Raw genomic sequence first — 25399 nt, 5'->3', positions numbered from 1 at the left:
AATCCGGCCGGTTGAGGTGAATTACTTCAGGTTATAGAAAGCGTCGCGGCCAGGGTAGCTGGCGATGTCGCCCAGGTCTTCCTCGATGCGCAGCAACTGGTTGTACTTGGCCATGCGGTCCGAACGCGACATCGAGCCGGTCTTGATCTGCAGCGCGTTCATGCCGACGGCGATGTCGGCGATGGTCGAGTCTTCCGTCTCGCCGGAACGGTGCGAAATAACGGCCGTGTAGCCGGCGCGTTTGGCCATTTCAATCGCGGCGAAGGTTTCGGTCAGCGTGCCGATCTGGTTGATCTTGATCAGGATCGAGTTGGCGATGCCCTTTTGGATGCCTTCTTTCAAGATCTTGGTGTTGGTGACGTACAGGTCGTCGCCGACCAGTTGCACCTTCTTGCCCAGCGCTTCGGTCAGGATCGCCCAGCCTTCCCAGTCGCCCTCGGCCATCGCGTCTTCGATCGAGATGATCGGGTACTTGTCGCACCAGGTCGCCAGCAGGTTGGTGAAGTCGGTCGCCGACAGGCTCAGGCCCTCGCCGGCCAATTCATACTTGCCGTTCTTGTAGAACTCGCTGGCGGCGCAGTCCAGGCCCAGCGCGATCTGCGTGCCCGGCTCGTAGCCGGCCTCTTCGATCGCCTGGATGATCAGCTTGATGGCTTCTTCGTGGCTGGCCACGGAGGGCGCGAAACCGCCCTCGTCGCCGACCGCCGTGGTCAAGCCCTTTTTCTGCAGGATCTTTTTCAGCGTGTGGAACACTTCCGCGCCGTAACGCACGGCTTCCTTGAAGCTCGGCGCGCCGACCGGGATAATCATGAATTCCTGAATATCGAGGTTGTTGTCGGCGTGCGCGCCGCCGTTGATGACGTTCATCATCGGCACCGGCATTTGCATCGCGCCCGAACCGCCGAAGTAGCGGTACAAAGGCAGGCCGGCTTCTTCGGCGGCGGCCTTGGCGACGGCCATCGAGACGGCCAGGATGGCGTTGGCGCCCAGGCGGCTCTTGTTTTCGGTACCGTCCAGGTCGATCAGGGTACGGTCCAGGAACGCTTGCTCATTGGCGTCCAGGCCCATGATCGCTTCCGAGATTTCGGTGTTGATGTTCTCGCACGCTTGCAGCACGCCCTTGCCGAAATAACGTTTCATGTCGCCGTCGCGCAGCTCCATCGCTTCGCGCGAGCCGGTCGAGGCGCCCGACGGCACCGCCGCGCGGCCCATCACGCCCGACTCCAGCAGGACGTCGCATTCCACGGTCGGATTGCCGCGCGAGTCAATGATTTCACGGCCGATAATATCAACGATAGCACTCATGTCATTCTCCAAAGTTAAGCGTAACAGGTCTCGGCAAGCGGCGTTTTCACGCCACTCATCCAGGAATTTTCAGGGTATTCCCGGCGCGGCGCCGCGCCGGGGGAGTCCAGCTTGCAAGATCAAGTAAAGCTGTTTTCCAGGAAACCAGCCCTCTTGGTGACGCGGTCCAGCTCGATCAAGGTCGACAGCAACTCTTTCATGCGCCCCAGCGGCACCGCGTTCGGGCCGTCGGACAGCGCCTCGGCCGGGTTCGGATGGGTTTCCATGAACAGGCCGGCGACGCCGACGGCGACGGCGGCGCGCGCCAGCACCGGCACGAATTCGCGCTGGCCGCCGGACGAGGTGCCCTGGCCGCCCGGCAACTGCACCGAGTGGGTGGCGTCGAACACGATCGGGCAAGCCGTCTCGCGCATGATCGCCAGCGAACGCATGTCCGACACCAGGTTATTGTAGCCGAACGACACGCCGCGTTCGCAGGCCATGAAGTTATCTTCCAACAGCCCCTTGGCGCGGGCCGCGGCGCGCGCCTTGTCGATGACGTTTTTCATATCGCCGGGGGCCAGGAACTGGCCCTTCTTGATATTCACCGGCTTGCCCGACTGGGCGCAGGCGGTGATGAAATCGGTCTGGCGGCACAGGAAGGCCGGCGTTTGCAGCACGTCGACCACCGCCGCCACCGCGGCGATGTCCTCGACCGCGTGGATGTCGGTCAAGACCGGCACGCCCAGCTCGCGTTTGACGTCGCCGAGGATTTCCAGGCCCTTGTCCATGCCGAGCCCGCGGAACGAGGTACCCGACGAACGGTTGGCCTTGTCGAACGAGGACTTGTAGATGAACGGGATGCCCAGCGCGGCCGTCATGTCCTTGAGCGCGCCGGCGGTGTCGAACGCCATCTGGCGCGATTCGATCACGCAGGTGCCGGCGATGAGGAAAAACGGCTGGTCAAGGCCGACGTCAAATCCGCATAATTTCATGCTGCATCTCCTAAGGCGGTGCCGGCGACGGCGTGCAGGTGCGCCACGGTGGTGCCGCCCGCCGCTTGATGCGCCAGGGCAGCCTTGATGAACGAGGTAAACAGCGGATGGCCGGTGCGCGGCGTCGACTTGAATTCAGGATGGTATTGCACGCCCATGTACCAGGGATGGGCGTTGGCGCCGGTGCGCGGCAATTCCATGATTTCGCACAGGTCTTCGCTCGGGGTACGGGCCGACACCACCATGCCGGCCGCTTCGACGCGGCCGAGGTAATGGTTGTTGGCTTCGTAACGGTGGCGATGGCGCTCGGTGACGACGCTGCCGTAGATCTCGGCGGCCAGCGTGCCCGGGTTGACGGCGCAGGTTTGCGCGCCCAGGCGCATGGTGCCGCCCAGGTCGGAGTTCTCGTCGCGCAACTCGACCTTGCCGTCGTGGTTTTGCCATTCATTGATCAAGGCCACCACCGGCTGGTCGGTGTCGAGGTCGAACTCGGTCGAATTGGCGTTGGCCATGCCGGCCATGTGGCGGGCGTACTCGATCAGCGCGACCTGCATGCCCAGGCAGATGCCCAGGTAGGGGATCTGGTTTTCGCGGGCGAAACGGGCCGCCGCGATCTTGCCTTCGACGCCGCGCTTGCCGAAGCCGCCCGGCACCAGGATCGCGTCGTACTTCGACAGCTCGGCGCAACCCTTGGTCTCGATCTCTTCGGAGTCGATGTACTCGATGTTGACGCGGCTTTCGGTGTGGATGCCGGCGTGGCGCAGCGCCTCCGTCAGCGACTTGTACGACTCGGTCAGCTCGACGTACTTGCCGACCATGCCGATCGTCACTTCCGCCTTCGGATGCTCGAGCGCGTAGATCAGCTTGCTCCACATCGACAGGTCGGCCGGCGCCGGGTCCAGGCCCAGCGCTTCGCAGACGATCGCGTCCAGGCCCTGGTCGTGCAGCATCTGCGGCACCTTGTAGATGGTGTCGGCGTCCCACACGGAGATGACGGCCTTTTCCTCGACGTTCGAGAACAGCGAGATCTTGGCGCGCTCGTCGTCGGGAATCGGCCGGTCGGCGCGGCACAGCAGCGCGTTCGGCGAAATGCCGATTTCGCGCAGCTTTTGCACGCTGTGCTGGGTCGGCTTGGTTTTCAGCTCGCCGGCCGACTGCAGGTAGGGCACCAGCGTCAGGTGGACGAAGGCCGACGACTTGCGTCCGGCGCGCAGGCTCAGCTGGCGCGCCGCCTCCAGGAACGGCAGCGATTCGATGTCGCCGACGGTGCCGCCGATTTCCACCAGCGCCACGTCGAAACCTTCGGCGCCGCGGTAGATGTAGTCCTGGATTTCATTGGTGATGTGCGGGATCACTTGCACCGTCTTGCCCAGGTATTCGCCGCGGCGTTCCTTGCGGATCACCGATTCGTAGATCTGGCCGGTGGTGAAGTTGTTGACCTTTTTCATGCGGGTCGAGATGAAACGCTCGTAGTGGCCGAGGTCGAGGTCGGTTTCGGCCCCGTCGTCGGTGACGAACACTTCACCGTGTTGCATAGGGCTCATCGTGCCAGGATCGACGTTGATATACGGGTCGAGCTTGAGCATGGTGACTTTGAGGCCGCGCGATTCGAGGATCGCGGCGAGAGAGGCGGCGGCAATCCCTTTACCAAGGGAAGACACGACGCCGCCAGTGACGAAGACAAATTTGGTCATTGCGGATAGTGCCGAACGGCACGTGCGGGAAATTGAAATTATACACTAAAGACCGCCCGGCGTTCCCGCCCGGCGCGGAAAAATCCGTCAAACCGCGGCCAACCCCGGCCTCCATGCTGCAAGCGCACAACATCGTCGGGCCGCCGCGTTTCCCGGCCGCCCCGCCATGCACCCAGCTTAGCCCACACCGGGCGGCGCCGGGGCGCGCCGCGCGCATGCCGCCCATTCCCGATCAGATATATATGTGTGCGTCAGCGAACAGAAACTTTTCCGCCGCGCAGGCACTCTCACGTCTTTCACCACGGAGGTCACCATGAGCTACGAAGAACGCGACGTATATGGAATGTATGTGGACACCGGCCACAAAGGCCCGGGCCCGGAACTGATGGGCGCCGACACGCTGATCGGCGACCACGTCCACAATCTGAAGGACGAGCACCTGGGCGAGATCAAGGAAATCATGCTGGACATGCGCTCGGGAAAAATCGCCTACGCGGTCATGTCGCGCGGCGGCGTCTTCACCATCGGCGAAAAGCTCTTCGCCGTGCCGTGGGAGGCGCTGACGCTGGACACCGTCAACAAGCGCTTTACACTGAACATCGACCAGCAGCGCTTCGAGACGGCGCCCGGCTTCGACACCGATCGCTGGCCCGACATGGCCAACCAGGCCTGGGCCACCGAAGTGCACGGTTTTTACGCCACCAGCGGGCGCTAAGTCCGCTTGTACCGCGCCGCCGCGCCGGTGCCCGCGATGTGTATTCGCGCCGTCCGCGACCGGCGGCGCGCCACCCCGCGGCCGAGCAGGCCGCGCCAACCCCGGCGACAGCAGCATCGCTGAGGCGAGGCGGCGCGACGGCGCCGCCAGCCGGCGCCGCCCCGAGGAACAGCATGAACCACTACACCACCACGCAATTAGGCGCCATCATCGAACAACACCAGAACAGCCTGCTCGAAGGCTGGCTGGCCGGCATGATGGCGCGCATGATCCGCCGCGACAAGGCGGCCGAGGCGCAGTTGCGCGAGCAGGCCGGGCAGTTGCTGCCGCTGCTGGCGCAGGCGATACGCCAGGGCGCCAGCAGCGACATCGAAGGGCCGGCGTGGGACGACACCCGCCACCTGCTCAGCGAGCTGTCGCAGGCGCGCGTGCGCCAGGGCTTTTCGTCGATTGAAACGGCCAGCTTCGTGTTTTCGCTGAAGGAGCCGCTGTTCGCCCACCTGCGCGCCGAACTGGCCGGCGACCCCGCCGCCATCGTCGCCGAGAGCGCCTACACCAGCGCGCTGTTCGACCAGCTCGGCCTGTACACCGTCGAGGTCTACCAGAAGGCGCGCGAACAGGTGATCTTGCGCCAGCAGCAGGAATTGCTGGAACTGTCGACGCCGGTGGTGCAACTGTGGAAAAACGTGCTGGCGCTGCCGCTGATCGGCACGCTCGACAGCGCCCGCACCCAGGTCGTCATGGAAAGCCTGTTGCAAAAAATCGTAGACACCGGCGCCTCGATCGCCATCATCGACATCACCGGCGTGCCGACGGTCGACACGCTGGTGGCCCAGCATTTGCTCAAGACCATCGCCGCGGCGCGCCTGATGGGCGCCGATTGCATCATCAGCGGCATCCGCCCGCAGATCGCCCAAACCATCGTGCACCTGGGCGTCAACCTGGAGGACGTGACCACCAAGGCCACGCTGGCCGACGCCTTCGTGGTGGCGCTGAAACGCACCGGCTCGACCATCAGTTATTCGGAACCCGACTAGGAGGCGCGCATGGACCGCATCCCGATCTTGAAAATGGGCACGCTGCTGCTGGTGACGATCCAGGTCGACATGCACGACCGGCTCGCCATGACGCTGCAGGACGACCTGACCGAGCGCATCGTCAAGGACCGCGCGCGCGGCGTGCTGATCGACATTTCCGCGCTCGACATGGTCGACTCCTTCATCGGCCGCATGATCAGCAACACCGCGGCGATGGCGAAGATCCTCGACGCCCGCACCGTGCTGGTGGGCATGCGCCCGGCCGTCGCCATCACGCTGGTCGAACTGGGGTTGACGCTGGACGGCGTGCGCACCGCGCTCAACGTCGACGCCGGCATCAAGCTGTTGCGGCGCGAGGCGCCGTTTTGAACGCCGCCGCGGCGCAACCGGCGGCGCTGCCGGCGGTGCTGCCGCTGAACAGCGACGAGGACGTGGTGCGCCTGCGCCAACAGGTGCGCGAACAACTGGTGGCGCTCGGCTTCAGCCTGATCGAGCAGACCAAGATGGTCACCGCCGCCAGCGAACTGGCGCGCAACACCTTGCGCTACGGCGGCGGCGGCAGCGCGCACATGCGGCGGCGCGACAACGGCGCGCGCCGCGGCGTCGAGTTGCGTTTCGTCGACGAAGGCCCCGGCATCGCCGACGTGGCGCTGGCGCTGACCGACGGCTACACCAGCGGCGGCGGGCTGGGCCTGGGGCTGAGCGGCGCCAAGCGCCTCTGCGACGAATTCAGTATCGATACAACGACGGGCAAAGGCACTACGGTGACGATAACCAAATGGACACTCTTTTAAACCTGGCCGGGCCGCAACACAACTACCGCATCGGCGAGCCGAGCGAAGTGGCGGCGGCGCGGCGCGCCGGCAACGAACTGGGCCGCCGGCTCGGCTGGGACGAGGTGCGCGTCGGCCAACTGGCCCTGCTGGTCACCGAGGCGGCCACCAACATCGTCAAGCACGCCGGCCACGGCGAAATCCTGCTGCGCCCCTTGTACGGGTATGACGGCGGCGGCGCCGCCGTCCTCGGCGTCGAGGTGACGGCGCTCGACGCCGGCCCCGGCATCGCCAACCTGGCCCGCCAGATGCAGGACGGCCATTCCACCGCCGGCAGCTACGGCGTCGGCCTGGGCGCGATGCGCCGCCTGGCGCACGAATTCGACGCCTACACCGCGCCCGAGCGCGGCACCGTGCTGCGCATGGCGCTGTGGGGCGCGGCGCCGCTTCCGCCGGCGCCGCTTCCGCCGGCGCCGCTGTTCCAACTCGGCGCGGTCTGCCTGCCCCTGCCCGGCGAGCAGGAATGCGGCGACGCCTGGCTGGCCACGCCCGGGCGCGACAGCCTGACGCTGCTGGTGGCCGACGGCCTGGGCCACGGCCCGCAGGCCGCCGCCGCCGCCCAGGCCGCGCTGGCGGCGGCCGCCGGCGACAGCGCCAGCGCGCCGGCGGCGCTGCTGCAACGCCTGCACGCGGCGCTGCACGGCAGCCGCGGCGCGGCGCTGGCGATCGCCCGCATCGACCTCGGCGCGGCGCAGCTGCGCTTCGCCGGGGTCGGCAACATCGCCGGCTGCGTCTTCGACGGCGCCGCCCGGCGCCACCTGCTGTCGCACAACGGCATCGTCGGCAGCAACCTGCGCAAGGTGCAGGAATTCGCCTTGCCGTGGCACGCCGGCGCCACGCTGGTGCTGCATTCGGACGGCGTCGGCACGCGCTGGAACCTCGACCACTACCCCGGCCTGGAGCGCTGCCACCCGGGCATCATCGCCGCGCTGCTGTACCGCGACTTCGGCCGCGGGCGCGACGACGTCGGCGTATTGGTGCTGCGCGACTGCGGCGCCGGCGCGGAGGCGGCGGTATGACGCGGCGCATCCTCACGGTCGCCGTCAAGACCGAACTCGACGTCGTGGCCGCGCGCCAGCGCGCGCGCCAGGTGGCCGCCCTGTGCGGCTTCAACAAGCAGGACCAGGTGCGCATCGCCACCTCGGTCTCGGAACTGGCGCGCAACGTCTACAACTACGCCGGCGGCGGCAGCGTCGAGTTCGCCATCGAGGGCGCGACCTCGCCGCAGATCCTGCGCATGCGCATCGTCGACCACGGCCCCGGCATCGCCCAGTTGGAGCAGATCCTGGCCGGCGCCTACCGCTCGCCGACCGGCCTGGGCCTGGGCATCCTCGGCGCGCGCCGCCTGATGGACCGGGTCGACATCCAGACCGGGCCGGAGCGCGGCACCGAGATCACCTTGCACAAGCTGTTCCCGCGCGAGGCCGCCGCGCTGGACGCGACCATGGTCGGCGCGCTGGGCGCGCAACTGGCCGCGCCGCAGGAAAACACCACCCTGCTCGAGGTGCAGCGGCAAAACCAGGAACTGCTGGCCACGCTGGCCGAGTTGAAGACGCGCCAGGACGAGTTGCTGCAACTGACGCGCGAGCTGGAGGACACCAACCGCGGCGTGGTCGCGCTGTACGCCGAGCTCGACGAACAAGCCGGCCACCTGCGCCGCGCCGACCAGATGAAGTCGCGCTTCCTGTCGAACATGAGCCACGAGTTCCGCACCCCGCTCAGCTCGATCCGCGCGCTCGCCAAGCTGCTGCTCGAGCGCGTCGACGGCGAGCTCTCGGGCGAGCAGGAAAAGCAGGTCAGCTTCATCCTGGAAGGCGCCGTCGCGCTCAACGACCTGGTCAACGACCTGCTCGACCTGGCCAAGATCGAGGCCGGCAAGGTCGAGATGCGCCCGGTCGAGTTCGACGTCGCCGACACCTTCAGCGCGCTGCGCGGCATGCTGCGCCCGCTGCTGGTGTCGGAAACGCTGAGTTTGAGCTTCCACGCCCCGGACGGGCCGTGCCCGATGTATACGGACGAGGCGAAACTGTCGCAAATCCTGCGCAACTTCATTTCCAACGCGCTCAAGTTTACCGAGCGCGGCGCCATCACCGTCAGCGCCGTCGCGCTGCCCGGGCAGGACAGCGTGCGCTTCGACGTCGCCGACACCGGCCTGGGCATCGGCGCCGCCGACCTGGAACTGATTTTCGAGGAATTCAGCCAGGTGGAAAACCACCTGCAGCGCGGCGTCAAGGGCACCGGCCTGGGCCTGCCGCTGTGCCGCAACCTGGCCGGCCTGCTGAACGGCCGGGTCGGCGTGCAAAGCACGCTGGGCGTTGGCTCGGTGTTTAGCGCCGTGATCCCGGCGCGCTACGTCGCGCCCGGCGCGGCCGTGGCCGGCGCCGGCGCCGGCGTCGACGCCGGCGCGGCGGCGCGCGACCAACGCATCCCGGTGCTGGTGGTCGAGGACCACGCGCCAACCCGCCTGCTGTACGAGAAATACCTGATGGACAGCGAGTTCCGCGCGGTGCCGGCGCGCAGCCTGCGCGAAGCCGACGACCTGTGGCCGGCGCTGCAGCCGGCCGCCGTGATCCTCGACATCATGCTGCACGGCCAGCACTCCTGGCATTGGCTGGCCGAAGTGAAAAGCGACCCGCGGCGCCAGCGCGTGCCGGTCCTGGTCGCCACCGAAATCGACGACAAGCGCAAGGGCCTGGCCCTGGGCGCCGACGCCTACTGCTCCAAACCGCTGTTCCGGCAGGAGCTGCTGGCCACCTTGCGCCTGCTGACCGCGGCGCCGCCGCAAGCCGGCGGCGGCCGCCCCGCCCCCGCCCCCGCCCCGGCAGCGCCGGCGCCGGCGGGTTCCACCAGCGTCATCACCAACCCGGATTGAGGCCACCATGTCGCCCCCCACCTTTCCCGACTCCGTCATCCTGAACGTCGACGACAGCGACGGCGCGCGCTACGCCAAGTCGCGCATCCTGACCCGCGCCGGCTTCCAAGTGATCGAAGCGGCCAACGGCGGCGACGCCCTGCTGCGCGCGCGCGCGGCGCGGCCGAACCTGATCCTGCTGGACGTCAAGCTGCCCGACATCAACGGCTTCGAGGTTTGCCGCCGCCTCAAGAGCGACCCGGACACCCAGGCCATCCTGGTGCTGCAAACGTCGGCCTCGTACATCGGCGTCGCCGACAAGATCAGGGCGCTCGACGGCGGCGCCGACAACTATTTGTTCGAACCGATCGAGCCGGAGGAGCTGGTGGCCAACGTCAAGGCCCTGCTGCGCCTGGGCAACGTCGAACGCGAGCTGCGCGAGGTCGACCGCCGCAAGGACGAGTTCCTGGCGACGCTGGCGCACGAGCTGCGCAACCCGCTCGGGCCGATCCGCAACGCCGTCGAACTGCTGCAGCGGCTCGACCCGGACGTGCCGGAATGGCAGCGCAAGGCGCGCCAGACCATCCGCCGCCACACCGACCACATGGTGCGCCTGGTCGACGACCTGCTCGACGTGTCGCGCATCTCGCAAGGGAAAATCACGCTGCACCAGGAGCGCGTCGAACTCCACACCGTCATCGACAGCGCGCTCGAAAGCAACGCCCACATCGTCGCCAGCCGCCGCCACGCGCTCACGCTGGACTTGCCGGCGCAACCGGTGTGGCTGCCGGGCGACTATGTGCGGCTGTCGCAAATCGTCGGCAACCTGCTGCAAAACGCCGCCAAGTTCACCGCGCCCGGCGGCGCCATCGCGCTGTCGGCCCGGCTCGACGGCGGCCAGGTGCTGATCCGCGTGGCCGACAACGGCGTCGGCCTGGCGCCCGACCGCATCGACTTCATCTTCGGCCTGTTCGCCCAGGACCGCCACGCCAACGACCGGGTCCAGGACGGCCTGGGCATCGGCCTGTCGCTGGTGCGCAAGCTGGTCACGCTGCACGGCGGCAGCGTCGGCGCCAGCAGCGCCGGCCCGGGCCACGGCAGCGTCTTCGAGGTGCGCCTGCCGGCCGAGGCCGGCCCGGCCGACGCGCCGCTGGCCGGGCCGGCGCCCGACCCGGCGCCCGCGCCCGGCGCGCCGCTGGCGGCGCGCATCCTGGTGGTCGACGACAACGAGGACGCCGCCGACACCCTGGCCGACCTGCTGGAAATCGACGGCCACCAGGTCAAGACCGCCTACAACGGCGGCCAGGCGATCGACTGCGCGCGCAGCTTCCGGCCGCAGTACGTCTTCCTCGACATCGGCCTGCCGGACCTGAGCGGCTACGAGGTCGCCGTGAAGCTGCGCGAACTGCCCGACATGCGCGACGCCACCCTGATCGCCCTGACCGGCTACGGCCGCCAGCAGGACAAGGACCAGGCCTTCGACGCCGGCTTCGACAAGCACGTCGTGAAACCGATCGACTTCGCCAAGCTGGCCACGCTGAACCTGCATTCGCAGGGCTAGCCCGGCGTCAGCAAAAGTCGCGGCTGCCGGTGGGCAGGCGCCCGAGCAGGCGCGACATGTCGACCAGGCGCTTGGCCACCAGGTGGCGCACGATGCCCTGGCGCTGCCAGACGCCGTACACGCCCAGCAGCGGCGCGCCGAGCACCTCGCGCCGCTGCTGTTCGACCAGCGAGGGCCAGACGATGACGTTGACGGTGCCGGTTTCATCCTCCAGCGTGATGAACAGCACGCCCTTGGCGGTGCCGGGGCGCTGGCGCACGGTGACGATGCCGCAGGCGCGCGCCAGCTGGCCGTCCTGGAAGTGGGCCAGCGCGGCGGCCGGCAGGAAGCGCTGCTCCAGCAATTGCGCGCGCAGCAGCGCCAGCGGATGGCGCCCCAGCGTCAGCCCCTGCGAGCGGTAGTCGCCGAGGATCTCGTCGCCCTCCGAGGGCGGACGCAGCAGCGGCAGCGCCTCGTCCGGCGTGGTCGGGCGCAGCAAGTCCTTGTCCGGCACCGCGCCGACCGCCTGCCACAGCGCCTGGCGCCGGTTGCCGGCCAGCGCCAGCAGCGCGTTGCCGCCGGCCAGCACCTGCAAGTCGTGCCGGTCCAGGCCGGCGCGCCGCGCCAGGTCGGCCACGCCGGCGAACGGCCGTACGGCGCGCGCGTCCTCGATGCGCTGGGCGCTATCGGCGCGCATGCCGCGCAACAGCGCCAGGCCGAGGCGCACCGCCGGCTGCCCGCGCGGCCCCGGGTCGTCCTCCAGCGCCGACTCCCAGCCGCTGGCGCTGACGTCGACCGCGCGCACCTCGACGCCGTGGCGGCGGGCGTCCTGCACCAGTTGCGACGGGCTATAAAAGCCCATCGGCTGGCTGTTCAGCAGCGCGCACAGGAAGGCCGCCGGCTCGTGGCATTTCAGCCAGGCGCTGGCGTAGCTCAGCAGCGCGAAACTGGCCGCGTGCGACTCCGGGAAGCCGTACTCGCCGAAGCCCTGGATCTGGCTGAAGATCGCCTCGGCGAACTGCGGCGAGTAGCCGCGGTCGAGCATGCCGCTGACGATGCGTTCGTGGTGGTGGTCCATGCCGCCCTTGCGCTTCCACGCCGCCATCGCCCGCCGCAAACCATCGGCCTCGCCCGGCGTGTAGCCGGCCGCGATGATCGCCACCTGCATCACCTGCTCCTGGAAAATCGGCACGCCCAGGGTGCGCTCCAGCGCCGGGCGCAGGTCGTCCTTCTCGTAGGCGACCAGCTTGGGGTTCTGCCGGCGCTGCAAATACGGGTGCACCATGCCGCCCTGGATCGGCCCGGGCCGCACCAGCGCGACCTCGATCACCAGGTCGTAGAAGCGGCGCGGCTGCAGCCGCGGCAACATGCTCATCTGCGCGCGCGACTCGATCTGGAACACGCCGACGGTGTCGGCCAGGCAGATCATGTCATAGGTCGCCGCGTCCTCGGCCGGAATGTCGTGCAGCGCGAACCCGCTGCCGCGGCGCCGGCCGACCAGCTCGAGCGCGCGCCGCAGCGCCGACAGCATGCCCAGCGCCAGCACGTCGACCTTCATCAGGCCCAGCTCCTCCAGGTCGTCCTTGTCCCACTGGATCACGCTGCGCTCGGCCATGCTGGCGTTCTCAATCGGCACCAGGCGCGACAGCTTGCCCTGGGCGATGACGAAGCCGCCCGGATGCTGCGACAGGTGGCGCGGAAAGCCCAGCAGGGCCTGCGCCAGCGTGGCCCACTGCTGCGACAGCGGCGCCTGCGAATCGAGGCCGCACTCGGCCAGGCGGTTCAGCAAGTCCTGCTTGCCGTCGAACCAGTGGTGCGCCTTGGCCACCTTCTCGACCACCGCCAGGTCGATCCCAAGCGCCTTGCCGCTGTCGCGCAGCGCGCTTTTGGGCCGGTACGAAATAACCACGGCGGCCAGCGCCGCGCGCTCGCGGCCGTATTTGGCGTAAATATACTGGATCACCTCTTCGCGGCGCTGGTGCTCGAAGTCGACGTCGATGTCGGGCGCCTCGGCGCGCTCCTTCGAGATGAAGCGCTCGAACAGCAGGTTGCCGCGGGCCGGGTCGACCTCGGTCACACGCAGGCAGTAGCAGACCGCCGAATTGGCCGCCGAGCCGCGGCCCTGGCACAGGATGCCCTGGGAACGGGCGAAGCGCACGATGTCGTAGACGGTCAGGAAATACGGCTCGTAGGCCAGCGCGGCGATCAATTCGAGTTCGCGTTCGATCTGCCCCTGCACGGCGGCCGGGATACCCTCGGGGAAGCGCTGGTGCGCGCCGATATAGGTTTCGCTGCGCAGATAACTGCCCGGCGTGTGGCCGGGCGGCACCAGCTCGTCGGGATATTCATAGCGCAGCTGGTCGAGCGAAAACGTGCACAGGCGGGCCATGCGCAGCGTCTCGGCCAGCGCCTGGGCCGGGTAGATGTTGGCCAGGCGCAGGCGCGCGCGCAAATGCTGCTCGGCGTTCTGCGCCAGCGCGTAGCCGCACTCGCCCACCGGCTTGCCGACGCGCACCGCGCACAAGGTGTCGTGCAGCGGCTTGCGCGAACGCACATGCATGCACACGTGGCCGACCGCCACCACCGGCAGGCCGTGCTGCCAGGCCACCTCGTTGACGCTGAGCCGGTGGGCCTCGTCGAAGGCGCGGTGCAGCAGGTTCAGGCCGATCCAGCCGCGCCCCGGGAAAGTGGCCGCCAGCCACGCCGCCTGCGCGTGCAAGCGGTCGACGCCGGCCGGCTGGTGCGTTGGATAGCTTGGTAGTAGCACCAGCAGGCAATCGGCCAGTCCCTGCAGATGCGCCTGCTGCGCCTTGGGCGCGGCGAAGTCGTCCGGCGTCAGCAGATAACTGCCCTTGACCGCGCCCTCGCGGGTGCGCGCCAGCGTAATCAGCTCGGACAAGTTGCCGTAGCCGTTGCGGTTTTGCGCCAGCGCCAGCAGCGACAGCGCCGGGCTGCCGTCCGCCTGCCTCAAATGGAAATGCGCGCCGATGATCAAGGGCAGGCCGGCGCGCTTGGCCTGGGCGTGCGCCCGCACCACGCCGGCCAGCGAACACTCGTCGGTAATGGCCAGCGCCGCGTAGCCGAGCTGTACTGCGCGCGCGACCAACTCCTCGGCGTGCGAGGCGCCGTACAAAAACGAAAAATTCGTCAGACAAAACAGCTCCGCGTAAGCGGGCAAGCCGGCTGATCCCATGATACCCACGATACTGTATATAAACACAGTATTATAGGCGCGTTTTTGCGGCTTGCCCACCGCTATGCTACGCTACAATATTGCCCTGATACCAAGCAGAGAACATGCTCGCCAGCCACAAACTACTGTGCTTCGGCGCCACCTCCGGCGGCGGCAACCCGGCCCTCGTCGTGCCAGAGGCCGTGCGCCTGTTTGACGAATTTCCCTATGCCGCCGGTTCATGGCCGAAGCCATGGCGCGTGCTGCTGAAGGCCGAAGTGATGGCGCTGGGCGAGAATCGGCGTTTCATGGTCACCTCGCTGCATGGACTCGACGCCGGCATCCTGTACGAGGAAATCTACTGCGCCCGCGGCCAGTCGGAAAATTTTATCAAGCATCTCAAAGGCGACCTGGCGTCTGACCGTACCTCGTGCACGACACGCTCACCGAGCGCCTGTTCCTGTCCATCCCAGCGCCAGCCGTCAACTCGTCCTGACAGCGTCCACGTCCGGTCCGCCGAGAATCGACCCTCCACCGCCAACGATCACTATCCAACACGCTTCACGCAGTTCCCCATCCGCATGGGGAGGGGGGATTTCGTCCAACGCATTGGCATTCGTTCCGTGGACCGATAGCGCGGGCAAAATTCCAACGCAACGCCAGCTTACGAAACATTCCGGCGATGGCGTTGTTTACATTGGTACCGATCAAAAGATCATATACACCCAGCTATTAGCCACCAAACTGTCAGGAAAGCGCATAGTGACACTTGACTACACCCAGCCAGGTGGCAGCGGGAGGGCGTGCAATGTTTATGGCGTGGTGATGGGGACTAAAATCTTCACCCTGGCAAAATACTATTTCAACACAGTCGCCTTCACTGCGGCGGGACTATTTGGCGGCTGCATTTGATAATTCGCGACATACCAGCGCTTTCCCTCCTCCCCTTCGTTCAACTGCTCAACGAACCGGGTCAACGCTGGAAAGTCCAAGGCTTCCACCGACAGTTGGGCCGAATCGGACGACTGGTCATGCAAAAACGACAAGATCGCGATGTCGTTCCTGGCGGTTTGTTCGATCGTCGCCAAGAGCCGGTTCCACGGGTAGTTCAGCGACTTCAATATTTTCTGCTGTTCCTTGAGCCGCAGCTCGGCTACCGGATCCGCTTTTTTCTGCTCCTGCAGCGCGCTGCGCTGCCGCTCTTTTAAGGTGCGCTCAAGTGTGGCGATCCGCTCCAACTTTTCCTTCTGATCCGCCCGCAGTTCCATCCACTCCGCGGCCAGACTCCCGCCCCACGCGAGCAATATCGCGAGGAAAGCCAGCCCGGCCCACGGCACCTGGCGCCGATTAATGAATTCCAAACGCAATTTTCTCATTGCTGTTGCGCCTCCGAGACAAACAAAAGATCCCGAAAATCGGCATAGATGGCTTCTTTCAAATAAGCCGTCTTGAACAGGATTCTGTCAGGATTGGTTTGCGCCATACCGGCCAGGCTGTCGGGGAGCGCCACACCGATTTCCTGCTCTACGCCACTGGCGGACATGCCCAGTCGCTTGATCTCCCGTTCGACCAGCCCGCTTTCGCGGCGATGATATAGGCTGCTCATCGATTCCAAGGCTCCGGCGCTAGCGACGAAGACGGTAAAGGCGTCCTCTTCAATCGCGATCAGGGCCGATTCCGGAGCTTTTTTCCGCTCCTGGAACGCGTTCCACACGCCCGCCACATAAGGCTGCAGCGACATCAGACGCAGCCCGTGTTGCGTCGACAATGCCTCGATCCGCTCGACCACGTTGCGGCGCACCGCGCACACCACCGACTTGGCCGGCGCGCGCTGCGGATCGAGCGTGAAATTCCAGTCCGCCGGATTCAAGCCCAGTTGCTGCTGCATCTGCGCTTGCGCCGCGGCGCGCTGCTCGCCGAGATCACGCAAACCGACCGGCAATGCAAGCACCATGAACCGGCTCAGGGCCGAACCGACATAAACGTGCAGATTCACCCTACGCTTTTTCGGCAACGCCAATTGGTCGAACGTCAGCGACGACGGCGCCGCGGCGTCCCAGCCCCACGCGCCCAGCGACTCGGTTCGGCGGCGCCACGGATAGCCGGATTGACGCCGCGCGATAAGCTGCTTGCCGCCGACGTAGAGGTGGATAGCCTCAGTCATATGCCACCACGCGGTCAATCTCTTCCAGGGTCGTCGCGCCCGACGCCACCAGGTCCAGCGCGCGCACGCCCAGAGGACGCACGCCCATGGCCAGCGCGTGGTTCTTGATCACCGTGACATCGGCGCGGCTCAGTATCATCGTCCTTAAGGCGTCGTCAAACGGCAGCACTTCAGCGATCGCGTAGCGGCCCTTGTAACCGGTATTTCTGCAATGTTCGCAGCCGCGTCCGCGCGCCACGCGCACTTGTCCGATGTTCATGTTGGCGTTCTTCATCCGCTCGATCAACTCCTGCGGCACGGTTTCGGGCTCCGTGCAAACGGGGCAATTGCGCCGGATCAGGCGCTGGGCGACGACGCCGTTCAACGCCGACATCAGGCTGTACAAATCAATGTCCATATGGACGAAGCGGCTGATCACGTCGAACACGCTGTTCGCGTGCACCGTGGTAAACACCAGGTGCCCGGTCAGCGCCGCCTGCACCGCGATCTCCGCCGTTTCGGCATCGCGGATCTCGCCCACCAGGATCTTGTCGGGATCGTGGCGTAGGATCGAGCGCAGGCCTTGCGAAAACGTCAGCCCCTTCTTCTCGTTGACCGGAATTTGCAGCACCCCGGGCAGTTCATATTCGACCGGGTCCTCGATCGTGATGATCTTTTCCTGGCCGGTTTGGATCTCGGTGAGCGCGGCGTACAGCGTCGTGGTTTTGCCGCTGCCGGTCGGACCGGTGACCAGCAGCATGCCGTGCGGCCGTTTCGCCAGGCGCCTGATGCGCTCGATCGCGTCCGCGTCCAGCCCCAGGCTGACCAGCGAAATCACCTGCGCGTCGCCGCGCAACTGCGATTTGTCGAGCAGCCGCACCACCGCGTCCTCGCCGAAAATGCTGGGCATGATGGAAACGCGGAAATCCAGCTGGCGTTCGCCCAGCTCGACCTGGAAGCGGCCGTCTTGCGGAATGCGGCGCTCAGCGATGTCCAGCTGAGCCAGCACCTTGATGCGCGAAATGACCTCCTCCGCCAGTATCCGGTCCGGCAACTCGGACGACGGCACAAGCACGCCGTCGAGGCGCAGTTTGACGCGCACGCCTTCGCGCCCGCACTCGAAATGAATGTCGCTGGCGCCGGCCTTCCACGCGTCGTAAATCGCCGCGTCGACAAACCGCACCACCGGGCTGTGGCTGCGCTCGATCGTTTCAATCGAAATGACGTTGGCGGAGTATTCGGAGCGCGACGCCCGGGTGTCGGATACTCCGGACGGCAACTCGCTGGACGCCTTGATGCGGTGCTGCGCATGCTCCAGCGCGGCCAAGATGTCGCTCTTGGCGCCCCAGGCCAGGTTGGGATAGCCGCCGACCTGGTTGGCCAGCCACTGCAGCACATGGTCGTCCCACGGGTCGGGCACGACGAAATAGCACTCGCCCGCCGATTGCAGCGGATAGATGGCGCGGTTGACGCAATCCGTGAAGCTGACCTGGGCGAACTCCGGCGGGTTTTCCAGCAGCGCCGGCAGCGCGAAATAGCGCACGCCCAGCTGCGCCTGCGAGGCCAGCGCAAGCTGCTCGACGCTGCAGCCGGCCAACAGCGCCAGTTCCAGCGCCAGGGCGCGTCCGCTGGCGGCGGCGCGCGCGCGCGCCTGCGCCATCAGGGCGCCCAGGGACGCGGCTTGCGCCACCGCCTCCGGCGAGGAAGAGCTAGTGTCCATCGTTAAATCCCTCCTGCCAAATCAAACACCGGCATATACATCAAAATAATAATCGCCCCGATCATCAGGCCCACCGCCATCAGCAGGATGGGCTCGGCCAGGCGGGTGGCCCGCTCGATAAACAACATGAACTCCTGGCGGTAGGTCTGCGCGATGATATCCATGATCTTGGCCAGATTGCCGGAACGCTCGCCCACCTGCAGCAAGCGCTCGGTGACGCTGTCGGTCAAACCGTTGGCGGCGAACGCGGTGCTCAGGCGTTTGCCCTCCATGACGGCGGCGCGCGCGTTGACCATCTGGTTCTCCAGCTTTTTTTCAAACGCCAGGTTCTGCGCCAGGGGAATCGCGTCGGCCAGGGTATATCCGCCTTTTAACAGCATTGACATGGTCTGGTAAATCCGCGCCAACTGGTACAGGCGCAAATAGTACTTGGCAAAGCCGAATTGGCCGAGCAGGTACAAGAGGCCCGCCTTCAGCTTGCCGTTGCGGTACAAGAGCACCGTGGCCACGACCAGCGCCGCCACGGCGAACATCAGCACGCCGAAATAATCGCCGGCGAATTGACCCACCTTGATCAAGACCATGGTCGAAAAACTCAGGGTCTTGCCGAAGTCGTCGTAGACCTTGGCGAAGCGCGGCACCACGTACGAAATCATGAACAGGCACACCAGCATGCCGAAGCCCACCACCAGGCTGGGATAAATGGCGGCGCTGACGACCTTGCGCCCGAGCTCCTGTCCGACCTTGTCGTAGCCGATGAATTCGTCGAGCGCGTCGTCCAGGCGGCTGGTGCGTTCACCCGCCTTGATCGACGCCACCAGCAGCGGCGGGAAGGCGCAGCGGTTCAATTCCAGCGCCGCCGACAGGGGCTTGCCCTCCAGCAGATGCTGCTTAATCTCCAGCAAAACGCTCTGCTTGTAGTCCTCGTTGTTTTTCGAGCAGAGGGTCTCGATCGCCTCCACCAGCGACATCCCGGAAGAGAGCAGCGTGCGCAGCTCCTCGCAGAACAGCGCGACGTTGAACACCGCCTTGCGGGCGCCAAGCTGCCACCGATTGGCGACGGCGATGGACAGCACCGTCGCGCCCTCGCCTTCCAGCACGTGCCTGACCGCCTGCGCGCTCTGGCCCTCGATGGTGCGCTCGGCAACGGCCCCGGAAGCGGCGTAAAAGGTGCGGACGTGAAATTGCATCGGGCGGTAACTCAGCTTAAAACGGAAGAATAGCGGCCGCCGTCCGGCACAAGGGCCGGCGGCGCGTGGTTACGGCTGTTTGTCATCATTGCTTCATCTTATAAATGAACTTCCACTCCGAATAGCGCGTCCCGACCAGCGGGAAAGCCCCCGGCAGCAGCAGCGGCTGCTTGCGCAAGGTCGCCTTGTCGCTCAAGCTGTAGACGCCCATGATGCCGCCGTCGGGCGCGCGCACCAGCCCCCATTCCGGCGCGTTGCTGATCGGGTCACGATAGGCCCGGCGCAAATGCCGCTCGACGCCGACGAAGCGCTTGTCCTCGAGCAGTTCATCCAGCCGCAAGGGGTAGTTCTTGGGCGTGCCCGGCGAACGCGTGTAGTAATTGCCGATCGCCCACACATACGCGCGGCCGACCTGAATCAACTCCTCCTCCTTTTCGCGCTGCGAGGCGGCGCTCCACGATTCGCCCAGGGCCGCCAGGCCGACCCCGAACATGGCCAGCGCGAACAGCATCGCCACATACGTGAAGCCGCCCTGCCGGCGCCGGCGGCGTTCACCAAGTCGCATAATCGCTGCCGTCGCGGGCCTTGCCGGGGGCGCCGCTTTTGACGTCGAACACCTTGCCCGCCTCCTTTTTTTCCGGCGCCACCACGATCCAGCTGTCGGCCCGGTCCGTAATCGGGTCGACCGGGATCTTGCGCAGGTAGCGCTTCTCGACGATCTCCTCGAGCGACTCCGGATAGCGGCCGACGTCGCCGAAATACTTGTCGACGGCGTCGCGCATCTGCGCCAGGTCCTGGCGCAGCACCGACTCCTTGGCCTTGTCGACGTTGCCGAAGTAGCGCGGCACCGACAGCGACAACAGCATGCCGATCAACGCCATGACGACCAACAGCTCGATCAAGGTAAAGCCGCGGCGCACGCCGCCGCTCCGGCTCACCATAGCCGATACGGAACGCCGTTCATGCCGGTTCCCTCCGAGGTTGAATAGACGTCGAACACGTCCGCGCCCGGCTTCGGCTCGTCCGCCGTCGACGCGTAGCTGCGCACGCCCCACGACGGCACGGCGCCCGGCTTGTCCTGGCCGTCCGCCGGCGCGAACGGATCCTTCGGCAGCCGCCGCAACAAATACAGCGGCTGGCCGCCGGCCAGCAAATCCGGCACGCCCTTGGTCAAGGCCTCCAACGACGGCGGGTAGCCGCTGGTGTTGGTGGTGGGGGCGATGCGGCCGGCGTCGAAGGCCAATTTATATGCGTCGATGGCGCGGCGGATTTCCCACACCGCCTGCTTGAGCTCGCGCTCCTTGTTGCGCTTCGCCGTCAACTCCACCAGCGGCATCGCCGCCGTCGCGAGAATGCCGAGCACCGCCATGACGACCAGCAGCTCGATCATCGAATAGCCCCGCCTGAACAGCAGCATCGCGCGGGCTCACTTCACCGTGATATTGGTCGGCGGCGGCGGCGGCGGCAACGCCACCGGCGGCATGGCGATCGCGCTGGCCGAGGCCAGGCGAATCTGCGTCGGCCCGGCGGCGATCGCCTTGAACTTAAACGTCATCGCCGTCCCCTCCCCCTTGGCGCCCTCGGCGATGTTGCGCAGGATCGCCATCGAGGCGTGGCCCTTGTTTTGTTCCAGCACCTTGGTTTTGCTGATGGCCGCGCCGTCCTGGGTGAAAAAGGCGCCCTCGTCGGCGTCCAACACCTCCAGCGCCTTGGCGTTAAACACCAGCTCCACCGGCATGCCGCGTAGCGGCGAGGTTGCGCTCACGTTCAAATGCACGCTGAAGGTCTCGCCAAGCTTCACTTCCGCCGGCGCCACCAGCTTCAGGGACGCGGCCGCCGGCGCTTCCGGCGCTGCCAGCGGCACCAGCGCGGCAGGCACGGCGCCGGCCGGCGCGTTGATGGCCGGTCCATTGACGGCGCCCGGTGCGTTGGCGGCGCCCGGCGCCTTGTCCGCCGGCGCCTTCGGATCAGCCACCTTTGGCAGCGTCAGCGGCCGGCTACGAATGTCGTTCTCGGTGCCGGACCAGAATTCGGTCTGGTTCACGTCCGGGCGGCGAATATTGCGCACGATGCGCGGGGTGATCGACAACACGATCTCGGTGCGCTGGCCGTCGTCGCGCTGCGAAGAAAACAGCCGCCCGACCAGCGGCAGGTCGCCCATGCCCGGCACGCGGTTCGCGCTCATCCGCTCCTCGTTGCTGATCAAGCCGGCCAGCAACTGGGTTTCGCCGTCGCGCAGGCGTAGCACCGTGTTGGCCGTGCGCGTGCCGATCTGGTACACCAGCGAGCCGCCGGAAGTCTTAATCTCGCGCACCAGCGAACTGACCTCCATGCCAATCTTGATGGCCACCTCGTCGTCCAGATAGATGTTCGGTTCGACCTCCAGCTTGAGGCCGACGTCGACGTACTGCACCGATTCGGAAATGAAGCCGCTATTGGTGGCGCTGCCGGTGGTGGTAATGACCGGCAGCTTATCGCCGATAAGGATTTTCGCCTTCTCGCGGTTGCGAGCACGGATTTTCGGATTGGCCAGGATGTGGACGTTGCCAACGTCGCGGTGCAAATTGATAAGCACATTGGGCACGTTGATACCGATCGTATCGCGGTTGATATTCTTCACGTTGCCCAGGTTGAAATTGGTGGTGCCGGCCGCCGTCATCGGCGTCAGCGTAAAACTGTCCGGATACTTGACGCCCAGCTCGGTCAGGCTGGAACTCTTAATTTCCAGCACCTCGACCTCCATCATCACCTCCGGCTCCGACAAATCATGCAGCGCGATCAGGCGCTCGGCCAACCGCACCGTCTCCGGCGTTTCGCGGATCATAATCAGATTGAGCTTTTCATCGATGAAGGGCTCGCGGATCTTCAGCATGGTTTTCAGCAGGCTGGCGGTTTGCTTCACGTCGGCGCTGGACAGGTAAAACGCGCGGATCACCAAGTCCTGGTATTCGCGCGCCTTTTCCGGGGTCTTCGGATAAATCAGCACGGTCGCCGTGTCGAGCACCTTGTACGTCAACTGGCTGGTGGTGGTGATCAGGTCGAGCGCGTCCTCCAGGCGGGTCTGGCGCAGAAACACCGTGGCGCGCAAATCCTGGCGCACGTCCTTGTCGAGAATGAAATTGATGCCGCTGTTACGCGTCAGTACTTCCAGCACCATGCGCAGATTGGCGTCGCGAAAATCGAGCGAAATCGGCCGCGTCTCGGCCAGCCGCGCCGACACCAACTCGGACTGGCGCACGTCGAGTTCCCACTGGCGCTGCAAGGCCAGCAGCTCGGCGTTCTTCGGATTATCCTTCAAGGCCGCCTCGACCGTGACCATCGCGCGCTCGCGCATACCCTTCGCGGCCAACTCCTTGGCGTTCACCACCGCCTCGCGCTGGCGCAGGTCGCGGTCGATATCCAGGCGCATCGCCTTGGCGCGCTCCTCGTTCGGGTTGATGGCCAGCGCGCGCTGCAAGATATCCAAGGCGGCCTTGTCGTTGCCGCCGGCACGCGCCGACGTCGCCGCCGTCAACAAGCGGTTGAAGACAGTTTCGCGCGCGCTGATCTGGCCGGTGCGCAGCGTCACGTTTTCCGGGTAGCGCGCCAGGGCGTCGTCATACGTCTTGAGCGCCTTTTCATACAGGCCGGCCTTGATCTGCTCCTGCGCGTCGTCGCGGATGAATTGCGCGCTGCAACCGGCCAGCGACGCGGCCGCCAACGCCGCGGCGGTCCACCTGAAATACATTCCCCTGTCAAACAACGCGATACTCCTGAATTATGAAGACTGGCCATTCCATTGAATGGCCGATAGTGGCAACTTCGTGACGTAGGGTGGGCACGTTCTTGTGCCCACGCGTGCCATGGCGCCCGCAGCGTGGGCACAACAACGCAAGCCGATACGCCAACGAACGCAGAAACTAGTTTGACGCCGACTGCGTAGTGATCGTTACTTTTTCATTCGAAGGCAAATGCGTCACCACGATTTCCGTCTCGGTCATCGCATCGATGCGGTATACATTATCCAGTGTTTCCTTGGCCCGGATTGGAATTAATACATCGTCACGCGTCAGATAGGTGACCAGCTTGCCGTTCACGTCGACCATCCGGCCGAAATAGAGGAAGGGAAAAGGCGGAGCGACCGGCTTGACCGGGGCCGGCGGCAGCGCCGGAGGCGGCGGCGCCACGAACTTCGGCTGTGGTGGAAAAAAAGTCACAACCTGGAAGGGGTCGGCGGTGGCCTCGAGCAAGGGGTCGCGGTCAAATTCGCCGCGCGCCGCAGTGGCCGCCGGCTGGCCAGTTACCACGTCCACTGATTTAGCTGCATGCGGCACCCTAGCGGAGGAAGCAGGTAAATCTGGCGAATCACGCCATGCGGTCCACGCAACCAGCATCATCGTGACCATGGCAGCCAGCACTAAGCCATGTCGGCGCGTAAGCATCATGCGTCCTTCCGATAAAAAAAAGTAAACCGCAATTCCATGTCTAGGACCGCGTCGACCGAACGATTGCGCCGCAGTGAGACACCTTCCAGTGCCAATCCTTCATGCGACATCAATAGCTCCGCAAGAACTTTTTTCAGTGGACGGTAAGCGCCCTTTAAACGCGCATTGATTTCGATCCGTCCAAACCTCGTGTTTGAAACATCGGAACCAGGCCTATAGCTCGCCTCCAACAATTCTAATCCATTTTTTGTACTCAAATCTTGAAAACTACTAATTACTGCAGGCAAGCTACTGTACGGTGCGAAACCAACGCCAAAACTCTCTCGCACTTTAACAATAGATGTATTGACGGAGGTGTGCAATCGGGTTTCCAGTGAACGTTTTTTGTGGGCCAACAAATAATTATTCGCATCCATCTCTGGCAACTCCCGCAGCGAAATTCCGATAGATAAAAAAAACAATACCACACTCATTAACCAAGGAAAATGAAGACGAATTAAAAAATGCAATCCAGCCGCCCGTTTCAACAAAAAATTTGATATATTAGAATAATACATATTTTATCAAAACTCAAACAATACACTTTCACCAACCCGTCTTATTTTTCCAGTTATCACAAGAAAATTCCGGTCGCGACATGCAAGAAAACTCCCAACCAAGCTTCCCCTTCCTCACATAAATTCTTTCTTGCTCATATTAAAGTGGATCAAGGCTAGCAAAGATTTTTCCGAAATAGAGCAACTCATAATAAACAAAAATAGCAGACCAATCTACAACAAATTTAGCAGGAAGAGTCAAAATATTTGTAGTTTTTTCGCCACGGGGGCTCCTTACAGGAGAAGGTGTTGCACTTCGTTTTTAAAAATTTTTTACATCAACACAATTGCATTAAATTTTATCTTCATTTTTACAAACTGGAAAACACAATTTAAAAAATTCTATATTTGCAAGCACCCCGAGCACCACGCTATCCCAGTCCTCATTCCTCCACGCATACCAGTCTATACCGGGAGCCATCCCTCCTAAACTAGCTACATATGGCCAAGCTCGAAATTGATTTGGGGCCCAAATCGGCAAATCAGATTCTTGTACCATAACTGATATTTGTAACGCCCCCCACTTTCGCAGCACAACGGGATCGCTCCATTCAAAATACGCATACAGCTCATCAGTAATCATCGACCGAAGAACGACTCTACAATTCTCCCCCTTCTCAACCAAACAGCACTCAACCCCCAGCTCATTTGCAATAGAAATAATTAATCTCGTTGCATTTATTGCAGTTAAGTCCATACAGCGCGGCGAAAAATGTGCAATCTTTTTATTGAATTTATCGATTTCTCTTTTTTTTTGCAATTTCACATCAGAAATATATTTTTTCCACCGGTCATTAGCATCAATTGCCAATCGAGAATAAATAAAATAATTTACATCTATTATTTTATGAATCGGCGAACCAACTGGTAAGACAAGCGATTTAGAGTCTATTTTAGCTTGAAGCAGATCAATATAACTAGACCGAAGATGAAGGGGGAGAACCTTTCTGGCGTCAACGTTCCAAATACCTCTTGGCAAATTAAATGACTCCCTGGTTATCTCATCAAGATAAAACTCTAGCTCTCGCTCGTCCTCGCCTCTGCTTCTCAGCGATTCAATATAACGCATCTCCATACTTGGCAAACAAAATCCACTTTTTTCAAAATCTCCTCGAATACCACCAAGTCTCTTTCTCCAAGAAAGCATTGAATCAATTGACTTGCTTGATAATTTAGCATTAACATCGGGTTCATGACTCATGTTT

General features: G+C 64.1%; 22 protein-coding genes and 1 pseudogene. 8 read left to right on the top strand and 15 right to left on the bottom strand.

Annotated elements, in window-relative coordinates:
- Nucleotides 1-21: 21 nt before the first annotated feature.
- From eno to JANGC3_RS0123940, 3 genes are all read right to left on the bottom strand, one after another.
- Nucleotides 22-1305: a phosphopyruvate hydratase gene (eno, locus tag JANGC3_RS0123950; protein WP_017879027.1), complete on the bottom strand. Its 1284-nt coding sequence runs from the start codon at nt 1303-1305 to the stop codon at nt 22-24.
- A 119-nt stretch (nt 1306-1424) separates the two neighbouring features.
- Complete coding sequence (kdsA, locus tag JANGC3_RS0123945) at nt 1425-2279, bottom strand: 3-deoxy-8-phosphooctulonate synthase (protein WP_017879026.1); 855 nt, start codon at nt 2277-2279, stop codon at nt 1425-1427.
- Complete coding sequence (locus JANGC3_RS0123940; protein ID WP_017879025.1) at nt 2276-3973, bottom strand: CTP synthase; 1698 nt, start codon at nt 3971-3973, stop codon at nt 2276-2278. Before JANGC3_RS0123940 ends, kdsA begins: the two co-directional genes overlap by 4 nt.
- A gap of 313 nt (nt 3974-4286) precedes the next feature.
- Here JANGC3_RS0123940 and JANGC3_RS0123935 point away from each other — a divergent pair, with 313 nt between their 5' ends.
- From JANGC3_RS0123935 to JANGC3_RS0123905, 7 genes are all read left to right on the top strand, one after another.
- A complete protein-coding gene (locus JANGC3_RS0123935) occupies nt 4287-4688 on the top strand; it encodes a PRC-barrel domain-containing protein (protein WP_017879024.1) in 402 nt (133 codons plus the stop codon).
- A gap of 173 nt (nt 4689-4861) precedes the next feature.
- Nucleotides 4862-5725, top strand: a complete 864-nt coding sequence (locus JANGC3_RS0123930) for an STAS domain-containing protein (RefSeq protein ID WP_017879023.1) — start codon at nt 4862-4864, stop codon at nt 5723-5725.
- A 9-nt stretch (nt 5726-5734) separates the two neighbouring features.
- Complete coding sequence (locus JANGC3_RS0123925; RefSeq protein ID WP_017879022.1) at nt 5735-6094, top strand: STAS domain-containing protein; 360 nt, start codon at nt 5735-5737, stop codon at nt 6092-6094.
- Nucleotides 6091-6519 (top strand): ATP-binding protein, encoded by a 429-nt coding sequence (locus JANGC3_RS0123920; RefSeq protein WP_017879021.1) that lies wholly within the window; start codon nt 6091-6093, stop codon nt 6517-6519. The genes JANGC3_RS0123925 and JANGC3_RS0123920 overlap by 4 nt, the downstream gene beginning before the upstream one ends.
- Nucleotides 6504-7577 (top strand): ATP-binding SpoIIE family protein phosphatase, encoded by a 1074-nt coding sequence (locus tag JANGC3_RS0123915; protein WP_017879020.1) that lies wholly within the window; start codon nt 6504-6506, stop codon nt 7575-7577. Before JANGC3_RS0123920 ends, JANGC3_RS0123915 begins: the two co-directional genes overlap by 16 nt.
- Nucleotides 7574-9430, top strand: coding sequence for an ATP-binding protein (locus tag JANGC3_RS0123910; protein ID WP_017879019.1), 1857 nt, complete (start codon nt 7574-7576; stop codon nt 9428-9430). Before JANGC3_RS0123915 ends, JANGC3_RS0123910 begins: the two co-directional genes overlap by 4 nt.
- A gap of 7 nt (nt 9431-9437) precedes the next feature.
- Nucleotides 9438-10970, top strand: a complete 1533-nt coding sequence (locus JANGC3_RS0123905) for an ATP-binding response regulator (RefSeq protein WP_017879018.1) — start codon at nt 9438-9440, stop codon at nt 10968-10970.
- 7 nt (nt 10971-10977) lie between these two features.
- Here JANGC3_RS0123905 and JANGC3_RS0123900 read toward each other — a convergent pair whose 3' ends face one another.
- Nucleotides 10978-14142 carry an error-prone DNA polymerase gene (locus tag JANGC3_RS0123900; RefSeq protein WP_026133435.1) on the bottom strand — a complete coding sequence of 1055 codons (3165 nt, stop codon included), beginning with the start codon at nt 14140-14142 and terminating at the stop codon, nt 10978-10980.
- Nucleotides 14143-14315: 173 nt separating this feature from the next.
- Between JANGC3_RS0123900 and JANGC3_RS33955 the strand changes: the two are divergent.
- Nucleotides 14316-14552 (top strand): annotated as a pseudogene (locus tag JANGC3_RS33955) (transposase); the annotation flags it as partial.
- 426 nt (nt 14553-14978) lie between these two features.
- Here the strand turns inward: JANGC3_RS33955 and JANGC3_RS0123890 are convergent.
- The 11 genes from JANGC3_RS0123890 to JANGC3_RS32985 all read right to left on the bottom strand — a co-directional run bounded on the left by JANGC3_RS0123890 (nt 14979) and on the right by JANGC3_RS32985 (nt 25395).
- Nucleotides 14979-15497, bottom strand: coding sequence for a hypothetical protein (locus JANGC3_RS0123890; protein WP_017879015.1), 519 nt, complete (start codon nt 15495-15497; stop codon nt 14979-14981).
- Entirely contained in the window at nt 15494-16285 is a 792-nt protein-coding gene (locus tag JANGC3_RS0123885; RefSeq protein WP_017879014.1) for a hypothetical protein, read from the bottom strand. Before JANGC3_RS0123885 ends, JANGC3_RS0123890 begins: the two co-directional genes overlap by 4 nt.
- A complete protein-coding gene (locus JANGC3_RS0123880) occupies nt 16278-17984 on the bottom strand; it encodes a GspE/PulE family protein (RefSeq protein WP_051068344.1) in 1707 nt (568 codons plus the stop codon). Before JANGC3_RS0123880 ends, JANGC3_RS0123885 begins: the two co-directional genes overlap by 8 nt.
- A 2-nt stretch (nt 17985-17986) precedes the next feature.
- Nucleotides 17987-19174 carry a type II secretion system F family protein gene (locus JANGC3_RS0123875; RefSeq protein WP_017879012.1) on the bottom strand — a complete coding sequence of 396 codons (1188 nt, stop codon included), beginning with the start codon at nt 19172-19174 and terminating at the stop codon, nt 17987-17989.
- An 85-nt stretch (nt 19175-19259) separates the two neighbouring features.
- Nucleotides 19260-19739 carry a type II secretion system protein gene (locus tag JANGC3_RS0123870; RefSeq protein ID WP_026133434.1) on the bottom strand — a complete coding sequence of 160 codons (480 nt, stop codon included), beginning with the start codon at nt 19737-19739 and terminating at the stop codon, nt 19260-19262.
- A complete protein-coding gene (locus JANGC3_RS0123865) occupies nt 19726-20115 on the bottom strand; it encodes a type II secretion system protein (RefSeq protein WP_017879010.1) in 390 nt (129 codons plus the stop codon). The genes JANGC3_RS0123870 and JANGC3_RS0123865 overlap by 14 nt, the downstream gene beginning before the upstream one ends.
- Nucleotides 20109-20591, bottom strand: a complete 483-nt coding sequence (locus tag JANGC3_RS0123860) for a type II secretion system protein (RefSeq protein ID WP_017879009.1) — start codon at nt 20589-20591, stop codon at nt 20109-20111. Before JANGC3_RS0123860 ends, JANGC3_RS0123865 begins: the two co-directional genes overlap by 7 nt.
- A 9-nt stretch (nt 20592-20600) precedes the next feature.
- On the bottom strand, nt 20601-22901 hold the full coding sequence (locus JANGC3_RS0123855; RefSeq protein ID WP_017879008.1) for a hypothetical protein: 2301 nt from the start codon (nt 22899-22901) through the stop codon (nt 20601-20603).
- A gap of 172 nt (nt 22902-23073) precedes the next feature.
- On the bottom strand, nt 23074-23598 hold the full coding sequence (locus JANGC3_RS30970) for a hypothetical protein (protein WP_051068343.1): 525 nt from the start codon (nt 23596-23598) through the stop codon (nt 23074-23076).
- Entirely contained in the window at nt 23595-24155 is a 561-nt protein-coding gene (locus JANGC3_RS32990; protein WP_157406861.1) for a hypothetical protein, read from the bottom strand. The genes JANGC3_RS30970 and JANGC3_RS32990 overlap by 4 nt, the downstream gene beginning before the upstream one ends.
- A 331-nt stretch (nt 24156-24486) precedes the next feature.
- Complete coding sequence (locus JANGC3_RS32985; RefSeq protein WP_157406859.1) at nt 24487-25395, bottom strand: hypothetical protein; 909 nt, start codon at nt 25393-25395, stop codon at nt 24487-24489.
- Nucleotides 25396-25399: the final 4 nt, after the last annotated feature.

This window comes from Janthinobacterium sp. CG3, assembly GCF_000344615.1.
In the GTDB taxonomy this organism is placed as follows: domain Bacteria; phylum Pseudomonadota; class Gammaproteobacteria; order Burkholderiales; family Burkholderiaceae_D; genus Janthinobacterium.
The sequence above is the reverse complement of the archived record's forward strand: the minus strand, read 5'-3'. Positions and strand labels throughout refer to the sequence as shown.

What these genes read in the sequence shown, in the direction of transcription:
- eno (WP_017879027.1), bottom strand. Translation starts at nt 1,305, where the DNA reads ATGAGTGCTATCGTTGATATTATCGGCCGTGAAATCATTGACTCGCGC.
- kdsA (WP_017879026.1), bottom strand. Translation starts at nt 2,279, where the DNA reads ATGAAATTATGCGGATTTGACGTCGGCCTTGACCAGCCGTTTTTCCTC.
- JANGC3_RS0123940 (WP_017879025.1), bottom strand. Translation starts at nt 3,973, where the DNA reads ATGACCAAATTTGTCTTCGTCACTGGCGGCGTCGTGTCTTCCCTTGGT.
- JANGC3_RS0123935 (WP_017879024.1), top strand. Translation starts at nt 4,287, where the DNA reads ATGAGCTACGAAGAACGCGACGTATATGGAATGTATGTGGACACCGGC.
- JANGC3_RS0123930 (WP_017879023.1), top strand. Translation starts at nt 4,862, where the DNA reads ATGAACCACTACACCACCACGCAATTAGGCGCCATCATCGAACAACAC.
- JANGC3_RS0123925 (WP_017879022.1), top strand. Translation starts at nt 5,735, where the DNA reads ATGGACCGCATCCCGATCTTGAAAATGGGCACGCTGCTGCTGGTGACG.
- JANGC3_RS0123915 (WP_017879020.1), top strand. Translation starts at nt 6,504, where the DNA reads ATGGACACTCTTTTAAACCTGGCCGGGCCGCAACACAACTACCGCATC.
- JANGC3_RS0123910 (WP_017879019.1), top strand. Translation starts at nt 7,574, where the DNA reads ATGACGCGGCGCATCCTCACGGTCGCCGTCAAGACCGAACTCGACGTC.
- JANGC3_RS0123905 (WP_017879018.1), top strand. Translation starts at nt 9,438, where the DNA reads ATGTCGCCCCCCACCTTTCCCGACTCCGTCATCCTGAACGTCGACGAC.
- JANGC3_RS0123900 (WP_026133435.1), bottom strand. Translation starts at nt 14,142, where the DNA reads ATGGGATCAGCCGGCTTGCCCGCTTACGCGGAGCTGTTTTGTCTGACG.
- JANGC3_RS0123890 (WP_017879015.1), bottom strand. Translation starts at nt 15,497, where the DNA reads ATGAGAAAATTGCGTTTGGAATTCATTAATCGGCGCCAGGTGCCGTGG.
- JANGC3_RS0123885 (WP_017879014.1), bottom strand. Translation starts at nt 16,285, where the DNA reads ATGACTGAGGCTATCCACCTCTACGTCGGCGGCAAGCAGCTTATCGCG.
- JANGC3_RS0123880 (WP_051068344.1), bottom strand. Translation starts at nt 17,984, where the DNA reads ATGGACACTAGCTCTTCCTCGCCGGAGGCGGTGGCGCAAGCCGCGTCC.
- JANGC3_RS0123875 (WP_017879012.1), bottom strand. Translation starts at nt 19,174, where the DNA reads ATGCAATTTCACGTCCGCACCTTTTACGCCGCTTCCGGGGCCGTTGCC.
- JANGC3_RS0123870 (WP_026133434.1), bottom strand. Translation starts at nt 19,739, where the DNA reads ATGCGACTTGGTGAACGCCGCCGGCGCCGGCAGGGCGGCTTCACGTAT.
- JANGC3_RS0123865 (WP_017879010.1), bottom strand. Translation starts at nt 20,115, where the DNA reads ATGGTGAGCCGGAGCGGCGGCGTGCGCCGCGGCTTTACCTTGATCGAG.
- JANGC3_RS0123860 (WP_017879009.1), bottom strand. Translation starts at nt 20,591, where the DNA reads ATGCTGCTGTTCAGGCGGGGCTATTCGATGATCGAGCTGCTGGTCGTC.
- JANGC3_RS0123855 (WP_017879008.1), bottom strand. Translation starts at nt 22,901, where the DNA reads ATGTATTTCAGGTGGACCGCCGCGGCGTTGGCGGCCGCGTCGCTGGCC.
- JANGC3_RS30970 (WP_051068343.1), bottom strand. Translation starts at nt 23,598, where the DNA reads ATGATGCTTACGCGCCGACATGGCTTAGTGCTGGCTGCCATGGTCACG.
- JANGC3_RS32990 (WP_157406861.1), bottom strand. Translation starts at nt 24,155, where the DNA reads ATGTATTATTCTAATATATCAAATTTTTTGTTGAAACGGGCGGCTGGA.
- JANGC3_RS32985 (WP_157406859.1), bottom strand. Translation starts at nt 25,395, where the DNA reads ATGAGTCATGAACCCGATGTTAATGCTAAATTATCAAGCAAGTCAATT.